This window comes from Photobacterium atrarenae (assembly GCF_024380015.1).
Lineage (GTDB): Bacteria > Pseudomonadota > Gammaproteobacteria > Enterobacterales > Vibrionaceae > Photobacterium > Photobacterium atrarenae.
In genome coordinates this window covers 3,261,553-3,284,854 of the sequence record NZ_CP101508.1, presented here as the reverse complement: position 1 = coordinate 3,284,854, position 23,302 = coordinate 3,261,553, and the positions used below count along the sequence as shown (strand labels likewise).

Annotated in this window: 9 protein-coding genes, 6 tRNA genes, 6 rRNA genes and 1 riboswitch; of the genes, 17 read left to right on the top strand and 4 right to left on the bottom strand. The window is 51.0% G+C overall.

Annotation, left to right across the window (positions count from 1 at the left end):
• The first annotated feature begins 116 nt into the window (after positions 1-116).
• A riboswitch (cobalamin riboswitch) is annotated at positions 117-341 on the top strand.
• 38 nt (positions 342-379) lie between these two features.
• From NNL38_RS15285 to murI, 4 genes are all read left to right on the top strand, one after another.
• Positions 380-2,230, top strand: a complete 1,851-nt coding sequence (locus NNL38_RS15285) for a TonB-dependent receptor domain-containing protein (protein WP_255388838.1) — start codon at positions 380-382, stop codon at positions 2,228-2,230.
• Positions 2,231-2,828: 598 nt separating this feature from the next.
• Positions 2,829-4,121 (top strand): group II intron reverse transcriptase/maturase, encoded by a 1,293-nt coding sequence (ltrA, locus tag NNL38_RS15280; protein WP_369414611.1) that lies wholly within the window; start codon positions 2,829-2,831, stop codon positions 4,119-4,121.
• A gap of 52 nt (positions 4,122-4,173) precedes the next feature.
• Positions 4,174-4,839 carry an adenine nucleotide alpha hydrolase gene (locus tag NNL38_RS15275; RefSeq protein WP_255388837.1) on the top strand — a complete coding sequence of 222 codons (666 nt, stop codon included), beginning with the start codon at positions 4,174-4,176 and terminating at the stop codon, positions 4,837-4,839.
• Positions 4,840-4,917: 78 nt separating this feature from the next.
• Positions 4,918-5,712: a glutamate racemase gene (gene murI, locus NNL38_RS15270; RefSeq protein ID WP_255388836.1), complete on the top strand. Its 795-nt coding sequence runs from the start codon at positions 4,918-4,920 to the stop codon at positions 5,710-5,712.
• Here the strand turns inward: murI and NNL38_RS15265 are convergent.
• On the bottom strand, positions 5,693-6,136 hold the full coding sequence (locus NNL38_RS15265) for an RNA recognition motif domain-containing protein (protein WP_255388835.1): 444 nt from the start codon (positions 6,134-6,136) through the stop codon (positions 5,693-5,695). The genes murI and NNL38_RS15265 overlap by 20 nt on opposite strands.
• 545 nt (positions 6,137-6,681) lie before the next feature.
• On the opposite strand from NNL38_RS15265, the gene NNL38_RS15260 reads away from it, so the two are divergent.
• From NNL38_RS15260 to ltrA (NNL38_RS15200), 13 genes are all read left to right on the top strand, one after another.
• A 16S ribosomal RNA gene (locus tag NNL38_RS15260) occupies positions 6,682-8,233 on the top strand.
• A gap of 74 nt (positions 8,234-8,307) precedes the next feature.
• Positions 8,308-8,384: transfer RNA gene (locus tag NNL38_RS15255), tRNA-Ile, on the top strand.
• 40 nt (positions 8,385-8,424) lie between these two features.
• Positions 8,425-8,500, top strand: a tRNA-Ala gene (locus tag NNL38_RS15250).
• A gap of 302 nt (positions 8,501-8,802) precedes the next feature.
• Positions 8,803-11,700: ribosomal RNA gene (locus tag NNL38_RS15245) — 23S ribosomal RNA — on the top strand.
• Between the two features lie 127 nt (positions 11,701-11,827).
• Positions 11,828-11,943, top strand: a 5S ribosomal RNA gene (gene rrf / locus NNL38_RS15240).
• 361 nt (positions 11,944-12,304) lie between these two features.
• Positions 12,305-13,856: ribosomal RNA gene (locus tag NNL38_RS15235) — 16S ribosomal RNA — on the top strand.
• A gap of 96 nt (positions 13,857-13,952) precedes the next feature.
• Positions 13,953-14,028: transfer RNA gene (locus tag NNL38_RS15230), tRNA-Glu, on the top strand.
• 1 nt (position 14,029) lies between these two features.
• Positions 14,030-14,105, top strand: a tRNA-Lys gene (locus tag NNL38_RS15225).
• 28 nt (positions 14,106-14,133) lie between these two features.
• Positions 14,134-14,209 (top strand) — tRNA-Val (locus NNL38_RS15220).
• 360 nt (positions 14,210-14,569) lie between these two features.
• Positions 14,570-17,454, top strand: a 23S ribosomal RNA gene (locus NNL38_RS15215).
• A 127-nt stretch (positions 17,455-17,581) separates the two neighbouring features.
• Positions 17,582-17,697, top strand: a 5S ribosomal RNA gene (gene rrf / locus NNL38_RS15210).
• The 16S, 23S and 5S rRNA genes sit together here with 6 tRNA genes alongside, the layout of an rRNA operon.
• A gap of 14 nt (positions 17,698-17,711) precedes the next feature.
• A tRNA-Asp gene (locus tag NNL38_RS15205) sits at positions 17,712-17,788 on the top strand.
• A gap of 753 nt (positions 17,789-18,541) precedes the next feature.
• Positions 18,542-19,834 carry a group II intron reverse transcriptase/maturase gene (gene ltrA, locus NNL38_RS15200; RefSeq protein ID WP_369414611.1) on the top strand — a complete coding sequence of 431 codons (1,293 nt, stop codon included), beginning with the start codon at positions 18,542-18,544 and terminating at the stop codon, positions 19,832-19,834.
• Between the two features lie 863 nt (positions 19,835-20,697).
• Here the strand turns inward: ltrA (NNL38_RS15200) and NNL38_RS15195 are convergent.
• From NNL38_RS15195 to NNL38_RS15185, 3 genes are all read right to left on the bottom strand, one after another.
• The gene (locus NNL38_RS15195) at positions 20,698-21,327 is read right to left on the bottom strand and encodes a nicotinamidase (protein WP_255388834.1); all 630 of its coding nucleotides are present in this window, start codon (positions 21,325-21,327) and stop codon (positions 20,698-20,700) included.
• 11 nt (positions 21,328-21,338) lie between these two features.
• The gene (gene pssA, locus NNL38_RS15190) at positions 21,339-22,688 is read right to left on the bottom strand and encodes a CDP-diacylglycerol--serine O-phosphatidyltransferase (RefSeq protein WP_255388833.1); all 1,350 of its coding nucleotides are present in this window, start codon (positions 22,686-22,688) and stop codon (positions 21,339-21,341) included.
• Between the two features lie 77 nt (positions 22,689-22,765).
• Positions 22,766-23,239, bottom strand: coding sequence for a GNAT family N-acetyltransferase (locus NNL38_RS15185; protein ID WP_255388832.1), 474 nt, complete (start codon positions 23,237-23,239; stop codon positions 22,766-22,768).
• Between the last annotated feature and the right edge of the window lie 63 nt (positions 23,240-23,302).

The window sequence follows — 23,302 nt, the reverse complement described above, 5'->3', positions numbered from 1 at the left end:
GCAGATTTTATTGCATTGTTGACTGATGTCCAGTGCTGAGGCGGAGAAAAGTGTTGCTCAAAGCGTATTGTCATATCCCATAACAAACAAAACTAGACATTCATCATGAGGATAACTAGCATTCGCTCTGCACGGGTTTGCCTGAATTCAGGTAGGGAACACGGTGAAATTCCGTGACTGACGCGCAGCGGTGAGAGAGAACGAAAGCACATGGACGTTAGTTCCAAACACTGCTTCAAATGATGGTGCAAGGCCGTCGACAGGAAGTGGGAAGTTGTTGCCTAGGTGGTTGTTCAACCAAGCTCTTAAGTCCGAAGACCGACCCGCGTACTGAGCAAGAGATTGCTTTGTAACTAACGCGACTTAAGGTATCTAAATAATGAAGAAAACGCTTTTAGCAGTGGCGTTGGCACCTGTGTGCCTGTCGTCTTTTTTTGTTGCCGCCCAGCACGAGGATGTCATGGTGGTAACGGCCAACCGATTTGAGCAATCCGTCAAAAATGTGATTGCGCCTGTCTCTGTGATCACCAAAGAAGATATTGAAGCTATTCAGGCCAAATCCCTGGCTGAAGTTTTACGCCGCCTGCCGGGCGTGACGATTGCCGCAAATGGTGGATTCGGCCAATTGACGACCGTTTCAGTGCGCGGGAGTCAAAATGTTTTGATCATGATGAATGGCGTACGCCTGGGTAGTGCAACGGCTGGCGGTGTGAACTTGGGTCAGTTACCGCTGACTGGCATCGAAAGTATCGAATATATCCGGGGCACGCGTGCAGCGGTATATGGTGCTGATGCAACGGCTGGGGTAATCAACATCATTACTACAACGCAGCCTGATGATGTGCAGGGCCAAGTCGCAGCCGGGATTGGTAGTGACGGTTATTATCAGGCCAAAGGTAGTGTTGCTGGCCGCTTAACCGAGCTGACCTGGGCTAAAGTCGCCGGAAATTTTGAGCAGGCAGATGGTTTTAATGTTGCTGATTATTCTTCCGGTGCTTGGCTGGAAGACCAAAAAGATGATGATGGCTTTAAGAGCAAAGATATTCTCGGAGAGTTTGGGATTATCCTGAATGATAAATGGCGCGCAGTCGTGAACGCTTTTTATCATGACGGCCAAACTGAGTACGATTATACCGGCAGCCCGGGGAATAATGAGGCTGATTATGTGTTTTACAATGCTTCCGGTCAGGTAAGCTATGCCTCTGATCGTTTGACCTCCTCGCTACTGTTAGGCGTGAATCGCGATGAAGGCGAAAATAAGGGGAACACGCCGGGCAGTACGATTGTTACTGACCGGACACAAGTTAACTGGAGCAACAGTTATCAGCTGACAGAGCATTATCATGCCGGATTTGGCGTTGATTTGGTTGAAGAGAAGGCCAGTGACTCTGAGCTGTGGAACAGCTTCGCCGGTCAATTCGAATCTTATGATAATGAGAGCCGCCGTAATGATGCCGGCTATATTACGTTCTGGCGGGATGCCGATGACATTCAGTTTGAAGCCAGCTTACGCTATGACGATAATGAGCATTATGGCTCCTATAAGTCATGGCAGCTGGGTGCCGGGTGGCGTTTTGTCGAGCAGATGCGAGTCACGGCGAATGCGGGAACAGGCTTTAAAGCCCCAACATTTAATGATTTGTACTGGCCGAGCTTTGGTAATCCGGACCTGGAGCCGGAAGAGTCTGAAAACTATGAAGTGGCACTGGAAGGTACCCACTCGCTGCTTGACTGGCGTATCGCAGCTTATGACAACACTGTGAGCAACCAAATCCGCAATCAGGGCCAGGGTGAACAACTGGAAAACCAGGATGTCCGAGTTCAGGGAGTTGAGCTGGTAGCAAGCTTTGAAACAGGTCCTATTCATCATGACGTTGCTCTGGATTTGATGGATCATGAAAATGAAAGTGACAAAAAGCGGCTAAGACGTGTGCCTGATGAAGCCCTGAAGTGGAATGCCAGCTATCTGGCTGATGCATATCTACTGGAGGTGAGCTATCTGTATCAAGGGGACAGCCGGGATCAGTATTTTGACCCAGTGACTTTTACCAACTCAGAAGTCGAGCTGAAGCGTTATCACCTGTTGGATATTGCAGCCAGTTACTATGTGACAGAGGCGTTAACCTTACAAGGGCGTATTGCCAATGTGCTGGACGAAGAGTCTGTCACTGCCTACGGCTATAACGCTGCTGAACGTAGCTACTTTGCAAACGTTTCATATAGTTTCTAATATTTATCAAAACCGCCTTCGGGCGGTTTTTCTTATTGTGCGCCGAGCATGGCGTTGTTCTAGGAGGTGAAAGTCCTCTACGGGCTCAGTCGAGCGAGAACCGTTAGCCTATGCAAGGGTGCCCACCGTGAGGTGGGATCTGAAGGAAGCAAACGGCAAAACTTGGGTGTGACGAACAGAAACCTGATAGTAGGCCAGTACAACTTGGGTAACCTAGCAATATATAGAACAGCCCAATGCCTCGACGGGAAGTGTGTACGGGTAAATCAGGCACAGCCAAGGGAAAGAACAACGTCTTACCTCAGGAGATCTTACGACCTGTCTCGGATGAGACTAATACAACAGTGATGTTGTGTGACGGGTAATAAGAAGTCAGCAGAAGGCATAGTACCTTGGGGAAGTACAACCCAAGGGAAGGCCGGAACTGAATATATCAAGAAGCAGTCACTAGACACTCAATCATGTGGGGTCATAGCAAGATGAACAACATCTCTACGTACTACTGGGCAACACCGCAAGTGACGCTCATGGCCACGAAGAATGACAAGCATGATCGGCGTAGACAGGAGGACGAGTCTTGGTGACCTCAACTCAGTTGATGGAGCGGATCTGCTCCTCAACAAATCTGAACCAAGCCCTGAGAAGAGTGAAGAAGAACAAGGGATGTGCTGGGGTTGATAAACTCGACATAACAGCGACTATCTCGATGCTTCGGCAGTCTTCTAATGGGCAAGCGCTCCGCCAGAGCCTTCTGGACGGGAGCTACCAACCGCAACCCGTTCTGGGTGTAGAAATTCCCAAACCTAGCGGGGGAGTGAGGCAGCTAGGTATCCCAACTGTACTTGATAGGGTAGTCCAACAGGCCATTACCTCAGTACTGACAGATATCTACGAACCTCAGTTTTCAAGCAACAGTTATGGGTTCAGGCCTAACCGCAGTGCCCACCATGCATTGGTGGCAGCAAGCCACTACATCAGGGAGGGGCGGGGTTATGTAGTCGACATAGACCTGGCGAAATACTTCGATACTGTGAACCACGATAGACTGATGCACAGGCTATCGGAGGACATCACAGATAAACGGGTCCTGAAACTGGTCAGGTCATACCTACAGGCAGGCATAATGCGAAACGGGTTAGTTGAGCAGAGGCAACGAGGGACGCCACAGGGTGGACCATTATCTCCGCTGCTATCAAATATCGTATTAGATGAGTTGGATAAAGAGCTTGAGCGAAGAGGGCATAAGTTCTGCCGATATGCAGACGACTGCCAAATCTACGTGCACAGTGAGGAAGCCGCCAATCGAGTAAAAGCCTCAATCACGGAGTTCTTGGAGCAGAAACTGAAACTCAGGGTTAACCGTGAGAAAAGTGCGGCAACGAGAGTGACAGAGCGGACTTACCTAGGCCATCGCTTTCAACGAGATGGAAGCATCCATATCTCGAAGACAGCACAAACTCAGATGAAGAAGCGAGTGCGTCAAATAACGAAGCGGAATCGAGGGCGAGAGTTGAAGACAGTCCTAGTCGAACTCACTCAATACCTAAGAGGTTGGCAACACTATTTCAAGCTTGCCATACGGAAAAGCGCGATGCAGCGCTTGGATGAATGGATAAGGCGGCGCTTACGGTGCTATCGCCTCAAGCAGCGCAAGCGCAGATACAGCATAGCGACATGGTTACGCCAAGAGGGTGTAAGCGAACGCAATGCGTGGAAGCTGGCGATGTCAGATAAAGGGTGGTGGCACTTGGCTTTATCGCCCCAGCTCAATCAGGCCATGCCAATGAAATGGTTCAAGGAGATGGGTCTGTACTCGTTGCGAGATGGGTACGAGTCACTGAAAATATATTCGGAACCGCCGTATGCGACCCACGCTTGTACGGTGGTGTGAGAGGACGGAGGCCGTGAGGCCTCCTCCTACTCGATTAAATCCAACATTGCTTATGAAAACCAAAGTGATCGTCAGCTGGTCTTCCGGGAAAGACGCAACGCTGACTCTGATGAAATTGCTCCGCGATCCTGCGGTTGAAGTCGTCGGGTTATATACCACCTACCTGGAAGATGAAGTGCCGTTTCAGGCCACACCGGTTGACGTGCTCAAACAGCAAGCTGCATTGACCGGATTGCCGCTGGTGCTGATCCCCCTGCCGGAAGCTTTTCCACCTAATGCGGTCTATCAGTCGCGGGTTGTGGAAGGGCTACGCAGTAGCGGTCTGGATATTGACGCCGTGGCGTTCGGGGATATGTTTTGCAATGGCATTGCTGAGTACCGGCGGAGTTATATTGAGCCGGCTGGCTGGCAATGCCTGTTTCCTTTGCTTGGGCAAGACAGCCGAGTGCTGGCACAGGAAATATTGGCCAGCGGGATTCAGACCTTGATCACCACGGTTGATACGCATCAGCTCGATGGTAAGTATTGTGGTCAGTGGTATAACGCAGCATTTCTGTCGCAGTTACCGGTGCAAATCGACCCTTGTGGTGAAAATGGAGAATTTCATACCCTGGTGACGCAGGCGCCGTGCTTCCGGGGGGAATTAAAGCTTCGTTTGTTGGCACGTGAACGGCAATCCCGGTTTCACTATCAAAGGTACCAGCTACTTTCGTCCTGATGATGGATGAAATTTCTGATCTGGCCGTGAACGCAGTATGATGTGCACCCTGAAATGATGTCTGGTTTGTGGTGAGCAGTGAAACGGGTACTTATTTTTGACTCTGGGGTCGGGGGGCTGTCGGTCTATCAGGAAATCTATACCCAGCTTCCATCTCTTCAATATATCTATGCCTTCGATGATGCCGGTTTTCCCTATGGTGAATTACCGGAAGCGGTATTGATCGAACGGACCCGGCACATTGTTTCCCTGTTGGTTGAACGCCACTATATTGATCTGGTCGTCATTGCCTGTAACACGGCTAGTACCGTGGTGTTGCCGACGCTGCGAGCTGAACTGTCTATCCCTGTGGTTGGGGTAGTGCCGGCGATTAAACCAGCAGCATTGATCAGTAAACAAAAAGCGGTGGGGTTGTTGGCGACCCCGGCGACGGTCGAGCGTGATTATACCAATCAGCTGATATCTCAGTTTGCCAGCGATTGTGAGGTTTACCGGATTGGCTCGACCCGACTGGTCGAAATGGCAGAAGAGAAACTCAGAGGACAAACGGTCTCCCTGGATGAGTTAGCGGGGATCTTAGCGCCATGGCGGGGCAAGGTAGATAGCATCGTATTGGGGTGTACGCATTTTCCATTAATCAAAGCTGAAATCGCGCAGGCGTTTGGTGCGCCGGTACAGATTGTGGACTCCGGATTGGCGATTGCGAACCGGGTGAAGTCTTTGCTGGGGGAAGTCGAATTTGGGGAGCAGTCTGGCTTGCGATGCAACTTTACTTATAGCAGTGCCGCAGACCCTCATACTGCGGCACTGAATCATAGTTTAGAAGCCCTGAAGCTGGGAGCGGTTCAATCGCTTAACTATCCGAGCTTTTAGGTTCGTTGGCTTCGCGGACTTTCAGCGTTCGTTGTCCGAACTCTTTATTGTTCAGCTGACTGATCGCAGTGTCAGCATCACTACTGTTCATGACCACAAAACCAAATCCGCGCCGTTTGCCGGTTCGCTTATCTTTCATCAGGCGAACGGCAAAGACCTCGCCATATTCGGCAAAGAGCTTTTTCACCTCACTTTCATTGGCGCGATAAGGCAAGTTACCGACATAGATCGTTTTACTCCCCTGCGGTGCTTCGCCGTTCGTCGAGATAGTCGGCATTTCCGGTAGATAGTGTAGGGCAGCGGTAGCAGCGATCACGCCCAGAATAAAGGCAAAGGCAGGCGGGAAAGAAAGCATGCTAATGATGAGTGCCCCGATAATGGCAATAGCCCCGAGGGCCATCATGGTTTGTTTGGAAAATTTCATATTAAAAACTACATCGTCATAATCATTATTGAAGGAAGGCTGTGATTGGTTATTTTAACAACAGAGTCACATTGATATTACTTTCATCAGGTTGTAATTACTAGTTAGTGAGTGTGATGATCCTCTAATGTTGAAATTAGAGGCGTTTAGATCAAATTAGTTGAAATAGTGACCGGGTGGTAATTTTTTTTAGAAAAACACTTGTCAGGTGTTGGGAAGTCTCTATAATGCCGCCTCACCGACACGGAGGCGGCTTCTTAAATAAGAAAGCAAGCAGCGAGTCGGAGTGGTGAAAGCCTTCAAAAATAAAGTTTCAAAAAGTGTTTGACACTTCCCTTTGAATCCTTAGAATGGCGCACCTCCTCAGAGCGAAAGCGAATGAGGAATTGTTCTTTAACAATTTGACCATGCAATCTGTGTGGGCACTCGTGGAATGATAGTCAAAAGATTTATCAGTGAACTGAGTGACCAAATCGATACTTAGGTATCGGCACAGTCAATTTATCAGTAATCACTGAGCCGTTTCTTCGGAAACAACAAAACTTTAATTGAAGAGTTTGATCATGGCTCAGATTGAACGCTGGCGGCAGGCCTAACACATGCAAGTCGAGCGGCAGCGACTTAACTGAACCTTCGGGGAACGTTAAGGGCGGCGAGCGGCGGACGGGTGAGTAATGCCTGGGAATATGCCCTGATGTGGGGGATAACCATTGGAAACGATGGCTAATACCGCATAATCTCTTCGGAGCAAAGAGGGGGACCTTCGGGCCTCTCGCGTCAGGATTAGCCCAGGTGAGATTAGCTGGTTGGTGAGGTAACGGCTCACCAAGGCGACGATCTCTAGCTGGTCTGAGAGGATGATCAGCCACACTGGAACTGAGACACGGTCCAGACTCCTACGGGAGGCAGCAGTGGGGAATATTGCACAATGGGGGAAACCCTGATGCAGCCATGCCGCGTGTGTGAAGAAGGCCTTCGGGTTGTAAAGCACTTTCAGTCGTGAGGAAGGCGGCCAGGTTAATAGCCTGGTTGTTTGACGTTAGCGACAGAAGAAGCACCGGCTAACTCCGTGCCAGCAGCCGCGGTAATACGGAGGGTGCGAGCGTTAATCGGAATTACTGGGCGTAAAGCGCATGCAGGCGGCTTGTTAAGCCAGATGTGAAAGCCCGGGGCTCAACCTCGGAATCGCATTTGGAACTGGCAGGCTAGAGTCTTGTAGAGGGGGGTAGAATTTCAGGTGTAGCGGTGAAATGCGTAGAGATCTGAAGGAATACCGGTGGCGAAGGCGGCCCCCTGGACAAAGACTGACGCTCAGATGCGAAAGCGTGGGGAGCAAACAGGATTAGATACCCTGGTAGTCCACGCCGTAAACGATGTCTACTTGGAGGCTGGGGTCTTGAATTCTGGCTTTCGGAGCTAACGCGTTAAGTAGACCGCCTGGGGAGTACGGTCGCAAGATTAAAACTCAAATGAATTGACGGGGGCCCGCACAAGCGGTGGAGCATGTGGTTTAATTCGATGCAACGCGAAGAACCTTACCTACTCTTGACATCCAGAGAACTTAGCAGAGATGCTTTGGTGCCTTCGGGAACTCTGAGACAGGTGCTGCATGGCTGTCGTCAGCTCGTGTTGTGAAATGTTGGGTTAAGTCCCGCAACGAGCGCAACCCTTATCCTTGTTTGCCAGCACTTCGGGTGGGAACTCCAGGGAGACTGCCGGTGATAAACCGGAGGAAGGTGGGGACGACGTCAAGTCATCATGGCCCTTACGAGTAGGGCTACACACGTGCTACAATGGCGCATACAGAGGGCGGCGAGCTAGCGATAGTGAGCGAATCCCAAAAAGTGCGTCGTAGTCCGGATTGGAGTCTGCAACTCGACTCCATGAAGTCGGAATCGCTAGTAATCGTGGATCAGAATGCCACGGTGAATACGTTCCCGGGCCTTGTACACACCGCCCGTCACACCATGGGAGTGGGCTGCACCAGAAGTAGATAGCTTAACCTTCGGGAGGGCGTTTACCACGGTGTGGTTCATGACTGGGGTGAAGTCGTAACAAGGTAGCCCTAGGGGAACCTGGGGCTGGATCACCTCCTTAACGATATGACGCATTGTTTGATGCAGTGTCCACACAGATTGCCTGGTTAAAATGTAAAAGAGCGAAACGATGCTGGGTCTGTAGCTCAGGTGGTTAGAGCGCACCCCTGATAAGGGTGAGGTCGGTGGTTCAAGTCCACTCAGACCCACCACTTCCTGCCCAAGGGAAGCTGGTGAGGCATCGGAAACGTTGGGGCTATAGCTCAGCTGGGAGAGCGCCTGCTTTGCACGCAGGAGGTCAGCAGTTCGATCCTGCTTAGCTCCACCACTCTTTAAGGGTTTTCCCTGAGAATCTTTAAACAGTGGTTTGTATCTCTGCGGAGATAACGAAACACATGCTCTTTAACAATCTGGAAAGCTGACTAGTAAATTGAATGTTTGACATTCAATACTAAAGTTTCATCGAAAGATGGAACGAGTTCTCAAGCAACACACATTCAAGTGTCTTGTGTATGTTTGCTTTCACTTTTCAAAGTGAAGACAGACAAAGAGTCCGGCAAAACAAACTAATCCGTCAAGTCATTGATGGAAACCTTGGTCGTTTGCGATACAGACCCCTTGGGGTTGTATGGTTAAGTGACTAAGCGTACACGGTGGATGCCTGGGCAGTCAGAGGCGATGAAGGACGTACTAACTTGCGATAAGCGTAGATGAGGCAGTAAGAGCCACTTGAGTCTACGATTTCCGAATGGGGAAACCCAGCTGCAGCAGCAGTTATCATTAAGTGAATTCATAGCTTAATGAGGCGAACCGGGGGAACTGAAACATCTAAGTACCCCGAGGAAGAGAAATCAACCGAGATTCCGGCAGTAGCGGCGAGCGAAACCGGATTAGCCCTTAAGTTGGTTTGGTGTCAGGTGAAGGCTCTGGAAAGTGCCGCGATACAGGGTGATAGCCCCGTAACCGACAACACCTTATCAGTGAAAACGAGTAGGACGGGACACGTGTTATCTTGTCTGAAGATGGGGGGACCATCCTCCAAGGCTAAATACTCCTGACTGACCGATAGTGAACCAGTACCGTGAGGGAAAGGCGAAAAGAACCCCTGTGAGGGGAGTGAAACAGAACCTGAAACCGTGTACGTACAAGCAGTAGGAGCACCCTCGGGTGTGACTGCGTACCTTTTGTATAATGGGTCAGCGACTTAATTTCAGTAGCAAGGTTAACCGTATAGGGGAGCCGTAGGGAAACCGAGTCTTAACTGGGCGTGCAGTTGCTGGGATTAGACCCGAAACCAGGTGATCTAGCCATGGGCAGGTTGAAGGTGCGGTAACACGCACTGGAGGACCGAACCGACTAATGTTGAAAAATTAGCGGATGACTTGTGGCTAGGGGTGAAAGGCCAATCAAACCTGGAGATAGCTGGTTCTCCCCGAAAGCTATTTAGGTAGCGCCTCGGACGAATACTACTGGGGGTAGAGCACTGTTAAGGCTAGGGGGTCATCCCGACTTACCAACCCTTTGCAAACTCCGAATACCAGTAAGTACTATCCGGGAGACACACGGCGGGTGCTAACGTCCGTCGTGGAGAGGGAAACAACCCAGACCGCCAGCTAAGGTCCCAAAGTTATCGCTAAGTGGGAAACGATGTGGGAAGGCTCAGACAGCCAGGATGTTGGCTTAGAAGCAGCCATCATTTAAAGAAAGCGTAATAGCTCACTGGTCGAGTCGGCCTGCGCGGAAGATTTAACGGGGCTAAGCGATACACCGAAGCTGCGGCAATGCATTTTATGTATTGGGTAGGGGAGCGTTCTGTAAGCCGTTGAAGGTGTGCTGTAAGGCATGCTGGAGGTATCAGAAGTGCGAATGCTGACATGAGTAACGATAAAGGGGGTGAAAAACCTCCTCGCCGGAAGACCAAGGGTTCCTGTCCAACGTTAATCGGGGCAGGGTGAGTCGACCCCTAAGGCGAGGCCGAAAGGCGTAGTCGATGGGAAACGGGTTAATATTCCCGTACTTCTTGCTATTGCGATGGGGGGACGGAGAAGGCTAGGTGGGCCTGGCGACGGTTGTCCAGGTTCAAGGGTGTAGGCTGGTGTCTTAGGTAAATCCGAGACGCTCTTTTTATAAAAGAAGGCTGAGACCTGATGTCGAGCCGCTACGGCGGTGAAGTCATTGATGCCATGCTTCCGGGAAAAGCCTCTAAGCTTCAGATAGCAAGGAATCGTACCCCAAACCGACACAGGTGGTCGGGTAGAGAATACCAAGGCGCTTGAGAGAACTCGGGTGAAGGAACTAGGCAAAATGGTACCGTAACTTCGGGAGAAGGTACGCTGCCGGCGGTAAAGAGACTTGCTCTTGGCGCTGCTGGCAGTCGCAGATACCAGGTGGCTGCAACTGTTTATTAAAAACACAGCACTGTGCAAAATCGAAAGATGACGTATACGGTGTGACGCCTGCCCGGTGCCGGAAGGTTAATTGATGGGGTTATCTTCGGAGAAGCTCTTGATCGAAGCCCCGGTAAACGGCGGCCGTAACTATAACGGTCCTAAGGTAGCGAAATTCCTTGTCGGGTAAGTTCCGACCTGCACGAATGGCGTAATGATGGCCACGCTGTCTCCACCCGAGACTCAGTGAAATTGAAATCGCAGTGAAGATGCTGTGTACCCGCGGCTAGACGGAAAGACCCCGTGAACCTTTACTACAGCTTGGCACTGAACATTGACCCTACATGTGTAGGATAGGTGGGAGGCTTCGAAGCAGGTACGCCAGTATCTGTGGAGCCGTCCTTGAAATACCACCCTTGTAGTGTTGATGTTCTAACGTCGGCCCCTTATCGGGGTTGCGGACAGTGCCTGGTGGGTAGTTTGACTGGGGCGGTCTCCTCCCAAAGCGTAACGGAGGAGCACGAAGGTGGGCTAATCACGGTCGGACATCGTGAGGTTAGTGCAATGGCATAAGCCCGCTTGACTGCGAGAATGACGGTTCGAGCAGGTGCGAAAGCAGGTCATAGTGATCCGGTGGTTCTGAATGGAAGGGCCATCGCTCAACGGATAAAAGGTACTCCGGGGATAACAGGCTGATACCGCCCAAGAGTTCATATCGACGGCGGTGTTTGGCACCTCGATGTCGGCTCATCACATCCTGGGGCTGAAGTCGGTCCCAAGGGTATGGCTGTTCGCCATTTAAAGTGGTACGCGAGCTGGGTTTAGAACGTCGTGAGACAGTTCGGTCCCTATCTGCCGTGGGCGTTGGATGATTGAGAGGGGCTGCTCCTAGTACGAGAGGACCGGAGTGGACGAACCGCTGGTGTTCGGGTTGTGTCGCCAGACGCATTGCCCGGTAGCTAAGTTCGGAATCGATAACCGCTGAAAGCATCTAAGCGGGAAGCGAGCCTCAAGATGAGTCATCCCTAAGGCTTTAAGCCTTCTGAAGGGTTGTCGTAGACTACGACGTTGATAGGCAGGGTGTGTAAGCGCTGTGAGGCGTTGAGCTAACCTGTACTAATTGCCCGTGCGGCTTAACCATACAACACCCAAGGGGTTTTGTTTACGAAGTACGGACTCCGCAAGCACTTGAATGGAGTGTTTGAGAATACTGGTCAGATTTTCCGAGATTGTATCTTCCGCCGAAGGCGCAAGATAAACAGAATTTGCTTGGCGACCATAGCGTTATGGACCCACCTGATCCCATGCCGAACTCAGCAGTGAAACGTAACAGCGCCGATGGTAGTGTGGGGCCTCCCCATGTGAGAGTAGGACATCGCCAGGCTTCCAATTGAGAGAGCCCGCTGGATACAGCGGGCTTTTCTTTCGCTCCGACTGGTTGCAATGTGAGCGACGTCAACAGAAGGTTTTTACTGTTTCGCCAACCGCGAAAAAAGATGAAAATTTTGTCTTGACTGGATATCAGAAAAGCGTATTATACGCCTCCTGACTTGCTGAAGCGGAAATCGCCAAGGCACTGAAAGTCAACGTTCTTTAACAATTTGACCATGCAATCTGTGTGGGCACTCGTGGAATGATAGTCAAAAGATTTATCAGTGAACTGAGTGACCAAATCGATACTTAGGTATCGGCACAGTCAATTTATCAGTAATCACTGAGCCGTTTCTTCGGAAACAACAAAACTTTAATTGAAGAGTTTGATCATGGCTCAGATTGAACGCTGGCGGCAGGCCTAACACATGCAAGTCGAGCGGCAGCGACTTAACTGAACCTTCGGGGAACGTTAAGGGCGGCGAGCGGCGGACGGGTGAGTAATGCCTGGGAATATGCCCTGATGTGGGGGATAACCATTGGAAACGATGGCTAATACCGCATAATCTCTTCGGAGCAAAGAGGGGGACCTTCGGGCCTCTCGCGTCAGGATTAGCCCAGGTGAGATTAGCTGGTTGGTGAGGTAACGGCTCACCAAGGCGACGATCTCTAGCTGGTCTGAGAGGATGATCAGCCACACTGGAACTGAGACACGGTCCAGACTCCTACGGGAGGCAGCAGTGGGGAATATTGCACAATGGGGGAAACCCTGATGCAGCCATGCCGCGTGTGTGAAGAAGGCCTTCGGGTTGTAAAGCACTTTCAGTCGTGAGGAAGGCGGCCAGGTTAATAGCCTGGTTGTTTGACGTTAGCGACAGAAGAAGCACCGGCTAACTCCGTGCCAGCAGCCGCGGTAATACGGAGGGTGCGAGCGTTAATCGGAATTACTGGGCGTAAAGCGCATGCAGGCGGCTTGTTAAGCCAGATGTGAAAGCCCGGGGCTCAACCTCGGAATCGCATTTGGAACTGGCAGGCTAGAGTCTTGTAGAGGGGGGTAGAATTTCAGGTGTAGCGGTGAAATGCGTAGAGATCTGAAGGAATACCGGTGGCGAAGGCGGCCCCCTGGACAAAGACTGACGCTCAGATGCGAAAGCGTGGGGAGCAAACAGGATTAGATACCCTGGTAGTCCACGCCGTAAACGATGTCTACTTGGAGGCTGGGGTCTTGAATTCTGGCTTTCGGAGCTAACGCGTTAAGTAGACCGCCTGGGGAGTACGGTCGCAAGATTAAAACTCAAATGAATTGACGGGGGCCCGCACAAGCGGTGGAGCATGTGGTTTAATTCGATGCAACGCGAAGAACCTTACCTACTCTTGACATCCAGAGAACTTAGCAGAGATGCTTTGGTGCCTTCGGGAACTCTGAGACAGGTGCTGCATGGCTGTCGTCAGCTCGTGTTGTGAAATGTTGGGTTAAGTCCCGCAACGAGCGCAACCCTTATCCTTGTTTGCCAGCACTTCGGGTGGGAACTCCAGGGAGACTGCCGGTGATAAACCGGAGGAAGGTGGGGACGACGTCAAGTCATCATGGCCCTTACGAGTAGGGCTACACACGTGCTACAATGGCGCATACAGAGGGCGGCGAGCTAGCGATAGTGAGCGAATCCCAAAAAGTGCGTCGTAGTCCGGATTGGAGTCTGCAACTCGACTCCATGAAGTCGGAATCGCTAGTAATCGTGGATCAGAATGCCACGGTGAATACGTTCCCGGGCCTTGTACACACCGCCCGTCACACCATGGGAGTGGGCTGCACCAGAAGTAGATAGCTTAACCTTCGGGAGGGCGTTTACCACGGTGTGGTTCATGACTGGGGTGAAGTCGTAACAAGGTAGCCCTAGGGGAACCTGGGGCTGGATCACCTCCTTAACGATATGACGTATTGTTTAATGCAGTGTCCACACAGATTGCCTGGTCGAAATAGAAAGAACATGTTTTTCTAAGTGCCCAAACTTAGAAACCAAAGTCCCATTCGTCTAGAGGCCTAGGACACCGCCCTTTCACGGCGGTAACAGGGGTTCGACTCCCCTATGGGACGCCACGGGTCGTTAGCTCAGTTGGTAGAGCAGTTGACTTTTAATCAATTGGTCGCAGGTTCGAATCCTGCACGACCCACCATCTTCTCCTCGAAGATGTAAAACTCGGAGGGCGATTAGCTCAGTTGGGAGAGCACCTCCCTTACAAGGAGGGGGTCACTGGTTCGAGCCCGGTATCGCCCACCACTTTCTAATTATTTTCTGCACGGAATCGCAGATTCAATGAAGGTTAACTTTGTTGAGTCCGATTTTTTGTCGCCTGCGCGTCCGGCTGAAAGTCATTAGAAAGTGGATATCGAAAGATAAACACATGCTCTTTAACAATCTGGAAAGCTGACTAGTAAATTGAATGTTTGACATTCAATACTAAAGTTTCATCGAAAGATGGAACGAGTTCTCAAGCAACACACATTCAAGTGTCTTGTGTATGTTTGCTTTCACTTTTCCAAAGTGAAGACAGACAAAGAGTCCGGCAAAACAAACTAATCCGTCAAGTCATTGATGGAAACCTTGGTCGTTTGCGATACAGACCCCTTGGGGTTGTATGGTTAAGTGACTAAGCGTACACGGTGGATGCCTGGGCAGTCAGAGGCGATGAAGGACGTACTAACTTGCGATAAGCGTAGATGAGGCAGTAAGAGCCACTTGAGTCTACGATTTCCGAATGGGGAAACCCAGCTGCAGCAGCAGTTATCAATACGTGAATTCATAGCGTATTGAGGCGAACCGGGGGAACTGAAACATCTAAGTACCCCGAGGAAGAGAAATCAACCGAGATTCCGGCAGTAGCGGCGAGCGAAACCGGATTAGCCCTTAAGCTTTTTATGCGTCAGGTGAAGGCTCTGGAAAGTGCCGCGAGACAGGGTGATAGCCCCGTAGCCGACAACGCATTTAAGGTGAAAACGAGTAGGACGGGACACGTGTTATCTTGTCTGAAGATGGGGGGACCATCCTCCAAGGCTAAATACTCCTGACTGACCGATAGTGAACCAGTACCGTGAGGGAAAGGCGAAAAGAACCCCTGTGAGGGGAGTGAAACAGAACCTGAAACCGTGTACGTACAAGCAGTAGGAGCACCCTCGGGTGTGACTGCGTACCTTTTGTATAATGGGTCAGCGACTTAATTTCAGTAGCAAGGTTAACCGTATAGGGGAGCCGTAGGGAAACCGAGTCTTAACTGGGCGTGCAGTTGCTGGGATTAGACCCGAAACCAGGTGATCTAGCCATGGGCAGGTTGAAGGTGCGGTAACACGCACTGGAGGACCGAACCGACTAATGTTGAAAAATTAGCGGATGACTTGTGGCTAGGGGTGAAAGGCCAATCAAACCTGGAGATAGCTGGTTCTCCCCGAAAGCTATTTAGGTAGCGCCTCGGACGAATACTACTGGGGGTAGAGCACTGTTAAGGCTAGGGGGTCATCCCGACTTACCAACCCTTTGCAAACTCCGAATACCAGTAAGTACTATCCGGGAGACACACGGCGGGTGCTAACGTCCGTCGTGGAGAGGGAAACAACCCAGACCGCCAGCTAAGGTCCCAAAGTTATCGCTAAGTGGGAAACGATGTGGGAAGGCTCAGACAGCCAGGATGTTGGCTTAGAAGCAGCCATCATTTAAAGAAAGCGTAATAGCTCACTGGTCGAGTCGGCCTGCGCGGAAGATTTAACGGGGCTAAGCGATACACCGAAGCTGCGGCAATGCATTTTATGTATTGGGTAGGGGAGCGTTCTGTAAGCCGTTGAAGGTGGCCTGTAAGGGCTGCTGGAGGTATCAGAAGTGCGAATGCTGACATGAGTAACGATAAAGGGGGTGAAAAACCTCCTCGCCGGAAGACCAAGGGTTCCTGTCCAACGTTAATCGGGGCAGGGTGAGTCGACCCCTAAGGCGAGGCCGAAAGGCGTAGTCGATGGGAAACGGGTTAATATTCCCGTACTTCTTGCTATTGCGATGGGGGGACGGAGAAGGCTAGGTGGGCCTGGCGACGGTTGTCCAGGTTCAAGGGTGTAGGCTGTAATCTTAGGCAAATCCGGGATTACAAGGCTGAGACCTGATGTCGAGGCACTACGGTGCTGAAGTCATTGATGCCATGCTTCCGGGAAAAGCCTCTAAGCTTCAGATAGCAAGGAATCGTACCCCAAACCGACACAGGTGGTCGGGTAGAGAATACCAAGGCGCTTGAGAGAACTCGGGTGAAGGAACTAGGCAAAATGGTACCGTAACTTCGGGAGAAGGTACGCTGCCGGCGGTAAAGAGACTTGCTCTTGGCGCTGCTGGCAGTCGCAGATACCAGGTGGCTGCAACTGTTTATTAAAAACACAGCACTGTGCAAAATCGAAAGATGACGTATACGGTGTGACGCCTGCCCGGTGCCGGAAGGTTAATTGATGGGGTTATCTTCGGAGAAGCTCTTGATCGAAGCCCCGGTAAACGGCGGCCGTAACTATAACGGTCCTAAGGTAGCGAAATTCCTTGTCGGGTAAGTTCCGACCTGCACGAATGGCGTAATGATGGCCACGCTGTCTCCACCCGAGACTCAGTGAAATTGAAATCGCAGTGAAGATGCTGTGTACCCGCGGCTAGACGGAAAGACCCCGTGAACCTTTACTACAGCTTGGCACTGAACATTGACCCTACATGTGTAGGATAGGTGGGAGGCTTCGAAGCAGGTACGCCAGTATCTGTGGAGCCGTCCTTGAAATACCACCCTTGTAGTGTTGATGTTCTAACGTCGGCCCCTTATCGGGGTTGCGGACAGTGCCTGGTGGGTAGTTTGACTGGGGCGGTCTCCTCCCAAAGCGTAACGGAGGAGCACGAAGGTGGGCTAATCACGGTCGGACATCGTGAGGTTAGTGCAATGGCATAAGCCCGCTTGACTGCGAGAATGACGGTTCGAGCAGGTGCGAAAGCAGGTCATAGTGATCCGGTGGTTCTGAATGGAAGGGCCATCGCTCAACGGATAAAAGGTACTCCGGGGATAACAGGCTGATACCGCCCAAGAGTTCATATCGACGGCGGTGTTTGGCACCTCGATGTCGGCTCATCACATCCTGGGGCTGAAGTCGGTCCCAAGGGTATGGCTGTTCGCCATTTAAAGTGGTACGCGAGCTGGGTTTAGAACGTCGTGAGACAGTTCGGTCCCTATCTGCCGTGGGCGTTGGATGATTGAGAGGGGCTGCTCCTAGTACGAGAGGACCGGAGTGGACGAACCGCTGGTGTTCGGGTTGTGTCGCCAGACGCATTGCCCGGTAGCTAAGTTCGGAATCGATAACCGCTGAAAGCATCTAAGCGGGAAGCGAGCCTCAAGATGAGTCATCCCCAAGGCTTCAAGCCTTCTGAAGGGTTGTCGTAGACTACGACGTTGATAGGCAGGGTGTGTAAGCGCTGTGAGGCGTTGAGCTAACCTGTACTAATTGCCCGTGCGGCTTAACCATACAACACCCAAGGGGTTTTGTTTACGAAGTACGGACTCCGCAAGCACTTGAATGGAGTGTTTGAGAATACTGGTCAGATTTTCCGAGATTGTATCTTCCGCCAAAGGCGTAAGATAAACAGAATTTGCTTGGCGACCATAGCGTTATGGACCCACCTGATCCCATGCCGAACTCAGCAGTGAAACGTAACAGCGCCGATGGTAGTGTGGGGCCTCCCCATGTGAGAGTAGGACATCGCCAGGCTTCCAATTTAGTGCGGAGTGGTAGTTCAGTTGGTTAGAATACCGGCCTGTCACGCCGGGGGTCGCGGGTTCGAGTCCCGTCCACTCCGCCAATTATCAAGTCCCTAGCAGGAATGCTGGGGATTTTTGTATGCGCAGTACAAGAGCGGTAGTTCAGTTGGTTAGCTTCTTTACCTTGAAAGCAGCGGCCTGTCACGCTGCCGAAGGCAATCGCGGGTTCGAGTCCCGTCCGCTCCGCCACTTCTTTGAAAGCCCCGCTAGAAATAGCGGGGCTTTTTTGCATTGTGCGCCGAGCATGGCGTTGTTCTAGGAGGTGAAAGTCCTCTACGGGCTCAGTCGAGCGAGAACCGTTAGCCTATGCAAGGGTGCCCACCGTGAGGTGGGATCTGAAGGAAGCAAACGGCAAAACTTGGGTGTGACGAACAGAAACCTGATAGTAGGCCAGTACAACTTGGGTAACCTAGCAATATATAGAACAGCCCAATGCCTCGACGGGAAGTGTGTACGGGTAAATCAGGCACAGCCAAGGGAAAGAACAACGTCTTACCTCGGGAGATCTTACGACCTGTCTCGGATGAGACTAATACAACAGTGATGTTGTGTGACGGGTAATAAGAAGTCAGCAGAAGGCATAGTACCTTGGGGAAGTACAACCCAAGGGAAGGCCGGAACTGAATATATCAAGAAGCAGTCACTAGACACTCAATCATGTGGGGTCATAGCAAGATGAACAACATCTCTACGTACTACTGGGCAACACCGCAAGTGACGCTCATGGCCACGAAGAATGACAAGCATGATCGGCGTAGACAGGAGGACGAGTCTTGGTGACCTCAACTCAGTTGATGGAGCGGATCTGCTCCTCAACAAATCTGAACCAAGCCCTGAGAAGAGTGAAGAAGAACAAGGGATGTGCTGGGGTTGATAAACTCGACATAACAGCGACTATCTCGATGCTTCGGCAGTCTTCTAATGGGCAAGCGCTCCGCCAGAGCCTTCTGGACGGGAGCTACCAACCGCAACCCGTTCTGGGTGTAGAAATTCCCAAACCTAGCGGGGGAGTGAGGCAGCTAGGTATCCCAACTGTACTTGATAGGGTAGTCCAACAGGCCATTACCTCAGTACTGACAGATATCTACGAACCTCAGTTTTCAAGCAACAGTTATGGGTTCAGGCCTAACCGCAGTGCCCACCATGCATTGGTGGCAGCAAGCCACTACATCAGGGAGGGGCGGGGTTATGTAGTCGACATAGACCTGGCGAAATACTTCGATACTGTGAACCACGATAGACTGATGCACAGGCTATCGGAGGACATCACAGATAAACGGGTCCTGAAGCTGGTCAGGTCATACCTACAGGCAGGCATAATGCGAAACGGGTTAGTTGAGCAGAGGCAACGAGGGACGCCACAGGGTGGACCATTATCTCCGCTGCTATCAAATATCGTATTAGATGAGTTGGATAAAGAGCTTGAGCGAAGAGGGCATAAGTTCTGCCGATATGCAGACGACTGCCAAATCTACGTGCACAGTGAGGAAGCCGCCAATCGAGTAAAAGCCTCAATCACGGAGTTCTTGGAGCAGAAACTGAAACTCAGGGTTAACCGTGAGAAAAGTGCGGCAACGAGAGTGACAGAGCGGACTTACCTAGGCCATCGCTTTCAACGAGATGGAAGCATCCATATCTCGAAGACAGCACAAACTCAGATGAAGAAGCGAGTGCGTCAAATAACGAAGCGGAATCGAGGGCGAGAGTTGAAGACAGTCCTAGTCGAACTCACTCAATACCTAAGAGGTTGGCAACACTATTTCAAGCTTGCCATACGGAAAAGCGCGATGCAGCGCTTGGATGAATGGATAAGGCGGCGCTTACGGTGCTATCGCCTCAAGCAGCGCAAGCGCAGATACAGCATAGCGACATGGTTACGCCAAGAGGGTGTAAGCGAACGCAATGCGTGGAAGCTGGCGATGTCAGATAAAGGGTGGTGGCACTTGGCTTTATCGCCCCAGCTCAATCAGGCCATGCCAATGAAATGGTTCAAGGAGATGGGTCTGTACTCGTTGCGAGATGGGTACGAGTCACTGAAAATATATTCGGAACCGCCGTATGCGACCCACGCTTGTACGGTGGTGTGAGAGGACGGAGGCCGTGAGGCCTCCTCCTACTCGATTGTTGATTTTGAAGGTCCGTCCTTCGGCCGGATAGCCCGAGACTAGGCGTCCCCGACGAAAGATTCGGGCTTTTTTACATTCTACGCTCCCGAAAGTGCTACGCACTTTTTCGCGGGCCGGAATGCTGGACCATCGATTCCCGTCCGCTCCGTCATTTACACTAAACCCAAGCAGAAATGCTTGGTTAATTAGATGGTCCGCCTCACTCCGAAGCCACTAGGCTTTGGTTTGAGACAACAAGAGGCGAACCATCATGTTAATTTAAGTTCTCGGTGTTGATTTAGGCAAATCTAATTTCCATCTTATTGGCCGCGATGCGGCTGGTCATACTCATTTCAAAAAGAAATTTTCTCGTTCAAGCCTTTGTACATTCCTGTCTAAACACCCTCGTTGCATTGTTGCTTTTGAAGCTTGCGGTGGCTCTCATTGGCTAGCGCGTAACTGGTCATCCTAGCTTGTTCAAATGCTCGATAACTGCGTTAGAATTTTTGATTGTAGAATAACTACTTATCTGAAAATTCTGCCTTGTTCTCAAACATTTTTCCGGTGCTATTTCTGATCACTGATTTACTTTGATTGGTATAAATAGAATCAGGGTGGTAGTGCTTATCAAATTTCTGGACTATATATGCATGGATATCTGCGCCCGTTAGTTTGCCATCTGGCGGGTTATGGGCATTGTCTTTGATATATTGGCGAGTTGTTCTTGTTGCTCAAGGGATATAATACAGGCTAAATGCTCATGTCCGGTATGTTGTGTTCGACTCGGGAAATCTAGATATAAAAAAGCAGCCTGATGAGGCTGCTTTTGATATGGAGATGCTTGTTTACAGGTTTGCGCGCAGGGCTTCCAGATTGGGCACCACTGTGATCCCGGCCGTCTGCATCTCAGCGCAAGCCTTCTCTATTGTGTCGGGGTCAATGCCACGGCAGGCCGCGAGGTTCACGATTACTCTAAATTGCTGACAGGATTGCAGCTGTAAGGCCGTTGTTTTGACACAGTAGTCTGTCGCTAAGCCGCCGATAATCACGGTTGAAACTTGGTTTGCGACCAGCCACTCGATTAGTCCGGTACTGAGCTTTTCCTGAAGATCATGGTAGCAAGCGCCGTAAGGGTGAAGATCCGGCTCGATCCCCTTCCAGATAACATGATCATAATCTGTGACAGCCGGCAGGCCCGGGATCGTTTTAAAGCCGTCGGTGCCCGGAACGGCGTGAGCAACCCAGGTCAGGTCGGCATTTGGCAGCGATAAAGGCTTCAGCATTTGCTCATGACTATCGACTACCCAGACCGCACTGGCAGGATGGGCATCCTTGGTCAGGACACGCAAGGTCGCAAACTCGGCCTGAGCATTCAGTGCAGAGGCAATCTGATCGCCTTCAGGAACCGGGAGTTCCTCTGGACAGAGCGGACTAAAGGTCCGCTGCGGATCGACATCAATTGCGGCGATTGTCATGGTCTTCTTCCTTAAAGGATCTGATTCAAAATATGATCCGCTTGGACTCGGCGGATCCGTTTGATCAGCTTTTTCACCGGGATTGGGTAGGTATCCACTTTATCGATGAATTTGTAACTGCCCACAAGTTGAGTATGGCGCAAAATGCAGTCTAATTCTTTCTGCTTCTCCTCAGCGAGGAGCTGGTTTTTATCCCGGATCAGAATGGCATTCTCCAGATCCAGCTTCCATGCGCGTGGATTAAGGTTACTGCCGGTGATCAACATATACTGACGATCCACCCAGACGCCTTTGAGGTGGAAACTGTTGTCATTATGTTTCCATAAGTGAATCGCAAGCTGGCGCCGGGCAATTGCGGCTTCGTTGTGCTTGGCAAAGTTGCGCAGGTTAATTTCGTACAGATAAGGCAGACCCGCAATAGTTTTAAATGGCTCGCTCGGTGGGATGTAGAAATCATTGGCTGTCTTATCACCCACGATAATGGTGACTTTGACGCCGCGTCGCAGCGCACGTTTGACCTCTCGGCTGATCATACGCGGGAAGTTGAAATACGGCGTACAGATGGTCAGTTCTTTCTCAGCACTGGCGATCAGGGTACAAATATGCTGATTTAACTTGTTTTTGCGTTTTCCAAGCCCGATAAGCGGTGTCAGACCGACTTGTCCATGGTCAATCTGTTCCGGAGTAAAGGAATAGCTGGCGTGTTGAAGCTGGCTCCGAAGTGTTCGGATCGCACCTTTCAGTGATTTGGTATCCGGGCGAACAGCTTGGCTCAAGCAGTTTACCGCATCGCTTTCCGCTAGTGTTTCGGTAATGAAGCGTGCCATGCTATCGGCCAGGTGCCGGTTCTTGATCACATGATAGCGATCATAACGGTAGCGATTATGCTGGGCTAAATAGACGTCATTGAGGCTGGCACCGCTGTAGATCACCTTGTCATCAATAACAAATCCTTTCAGATGCAGGACACCGAAAACTTCCCGGTTGCGAACCGGTACACCTAAAATTTCGATCTGATGCTGGTATTTTTCGGCGAACTCTCGATACAGAGCGGCATTGCCATCGGATTTTGAAGCGCCGATCAGGCCTCTTTGGGCACGGTGCCAGTCAACCAGGACTTTAATATCCAGGTCGGGGTTCGCTTGTTTTGCCTCATAGAGTGCTTTCAGTACGCCTCGCCCGGCCTCATCATCCTGGAGGTAGAGTGCGACGAGATAAATGCGCTGTGTAGCATGAGTGATTTCGTGAAGTAGACGCTCCCGGAAGGAGCCTGCATCAAGTAGAGTCTCTAAATCTTCCGGGTTGTGTGCAATACACGGTAATTGATCAATGCGCTGCCTGTGAGCAATAGCTGAATCCATTATCGCCTCGTTTACGCGATCTATTGAAGATAAATCTGTTAATTTAGAGCGGAATTATATCAGAAAATTCCCTGATTCTACCCATGACCTTCAAGGCTTGCGTCCCGTGGCATGGAATTTGTCGCCTCGAGATCAAATTGCATGGCAATGAGATCTTTACCGCTTTGCCGGTAGCGCCTGATCCGGCTGGCCAACGCTTCGGGTAAGTCATCATCTGCGATGGACCGGAATCCCGCTGAGGTATAGAGTCCTTCCAAGTGACGAAAGGCAAAGCAGAAGCAGGGCAAACTCTGTAATTGTGCCTGCACTGCTGCCAGCAGAGCCAAGCCATGTCCCTGACCGCGGTGTGCCGGGTGAACCAGCATCCCGGTGAGCAATTGCTGGTGTTCAAATTGCTTGAACCTGACACAGCAGACTAAACCGCTGGTATCTTCTCCGACCCAGATGATCTCGTCTTTCTTGGCTTTTCCGGCCGGATAATGGGCTTTATAGAACCGGTGAATCAGGGGAAATCGGAGGGGTTCTAAGGGGTGGAATCTAAGGTTACTCATGGGAAAACACTGCGTCGTTGGTATGAATCGGGTTAGAATGCGCGTCTAAGTATAAAAGGTATG

What these genes read in the sequence shown, in the direction of transcription:
- ltrA (WP_369414611.1), top strand. Translation starts at nt 18,542, where the DNA reads ATGGAGCGGATCTGCTCCTCAACAAATCTGAACCAAGCCCTGAGAAGA.
- ltrA (WP_369414611.1), top strand. Translation starts at nt 2,829, where the DNA reads ATGGAGCGGATCTGCTCCTCAACAAATCTGAACCAAGCCCTGAGAAGA.
- NNL38_RS15285 (WP_255388838.1), top strand. Translation starts at nt 380, where the DNA reads ATGAAGAAAACGCTTTTAGCAGTGGCGTTGGCACCTGTGTGCCTGTCG.
- NNL38_RS15265 (WP_255388835.1), bottom strand. Translation starts at nt 6,136, where the DNA reads ATGAAATTTTCCAAACAAACCATGATGGCCCTCGGGGCTATTGCCATT.
- pssA (WP_255388833.1), bottom strand. Translation starts at nt 22,688, where the DNA reads ATGGATTCAGCTATTGCTCACAGGCAGCGCATTGATCAATTACCGTGT.
- NNL38_RS15195 (WP_255388834.1), bottom strand. Translation starts at nt 21,327, where the DNA reads ATGACAATCGCCGCAATTGATGTCGATCCGCAGCGGACCTTTAGTCCG.
- NNL38_RS15275 (WP_255388837.1), top strand. Translation starts at nt 4,174, where the DNA reads ATGAAAACCAAAGTGATCGTCAGCTGGTCTTCCGGGAAAGACGCAACG.
- NNL38_RS15185 (WP_255388832.1), bottom strand. Translation starts at nt 23,239, where the DNA reads ATGAGTAACCTTAGATTCCACCCCTTAGAACCCCTCCGATTTCCCCTG.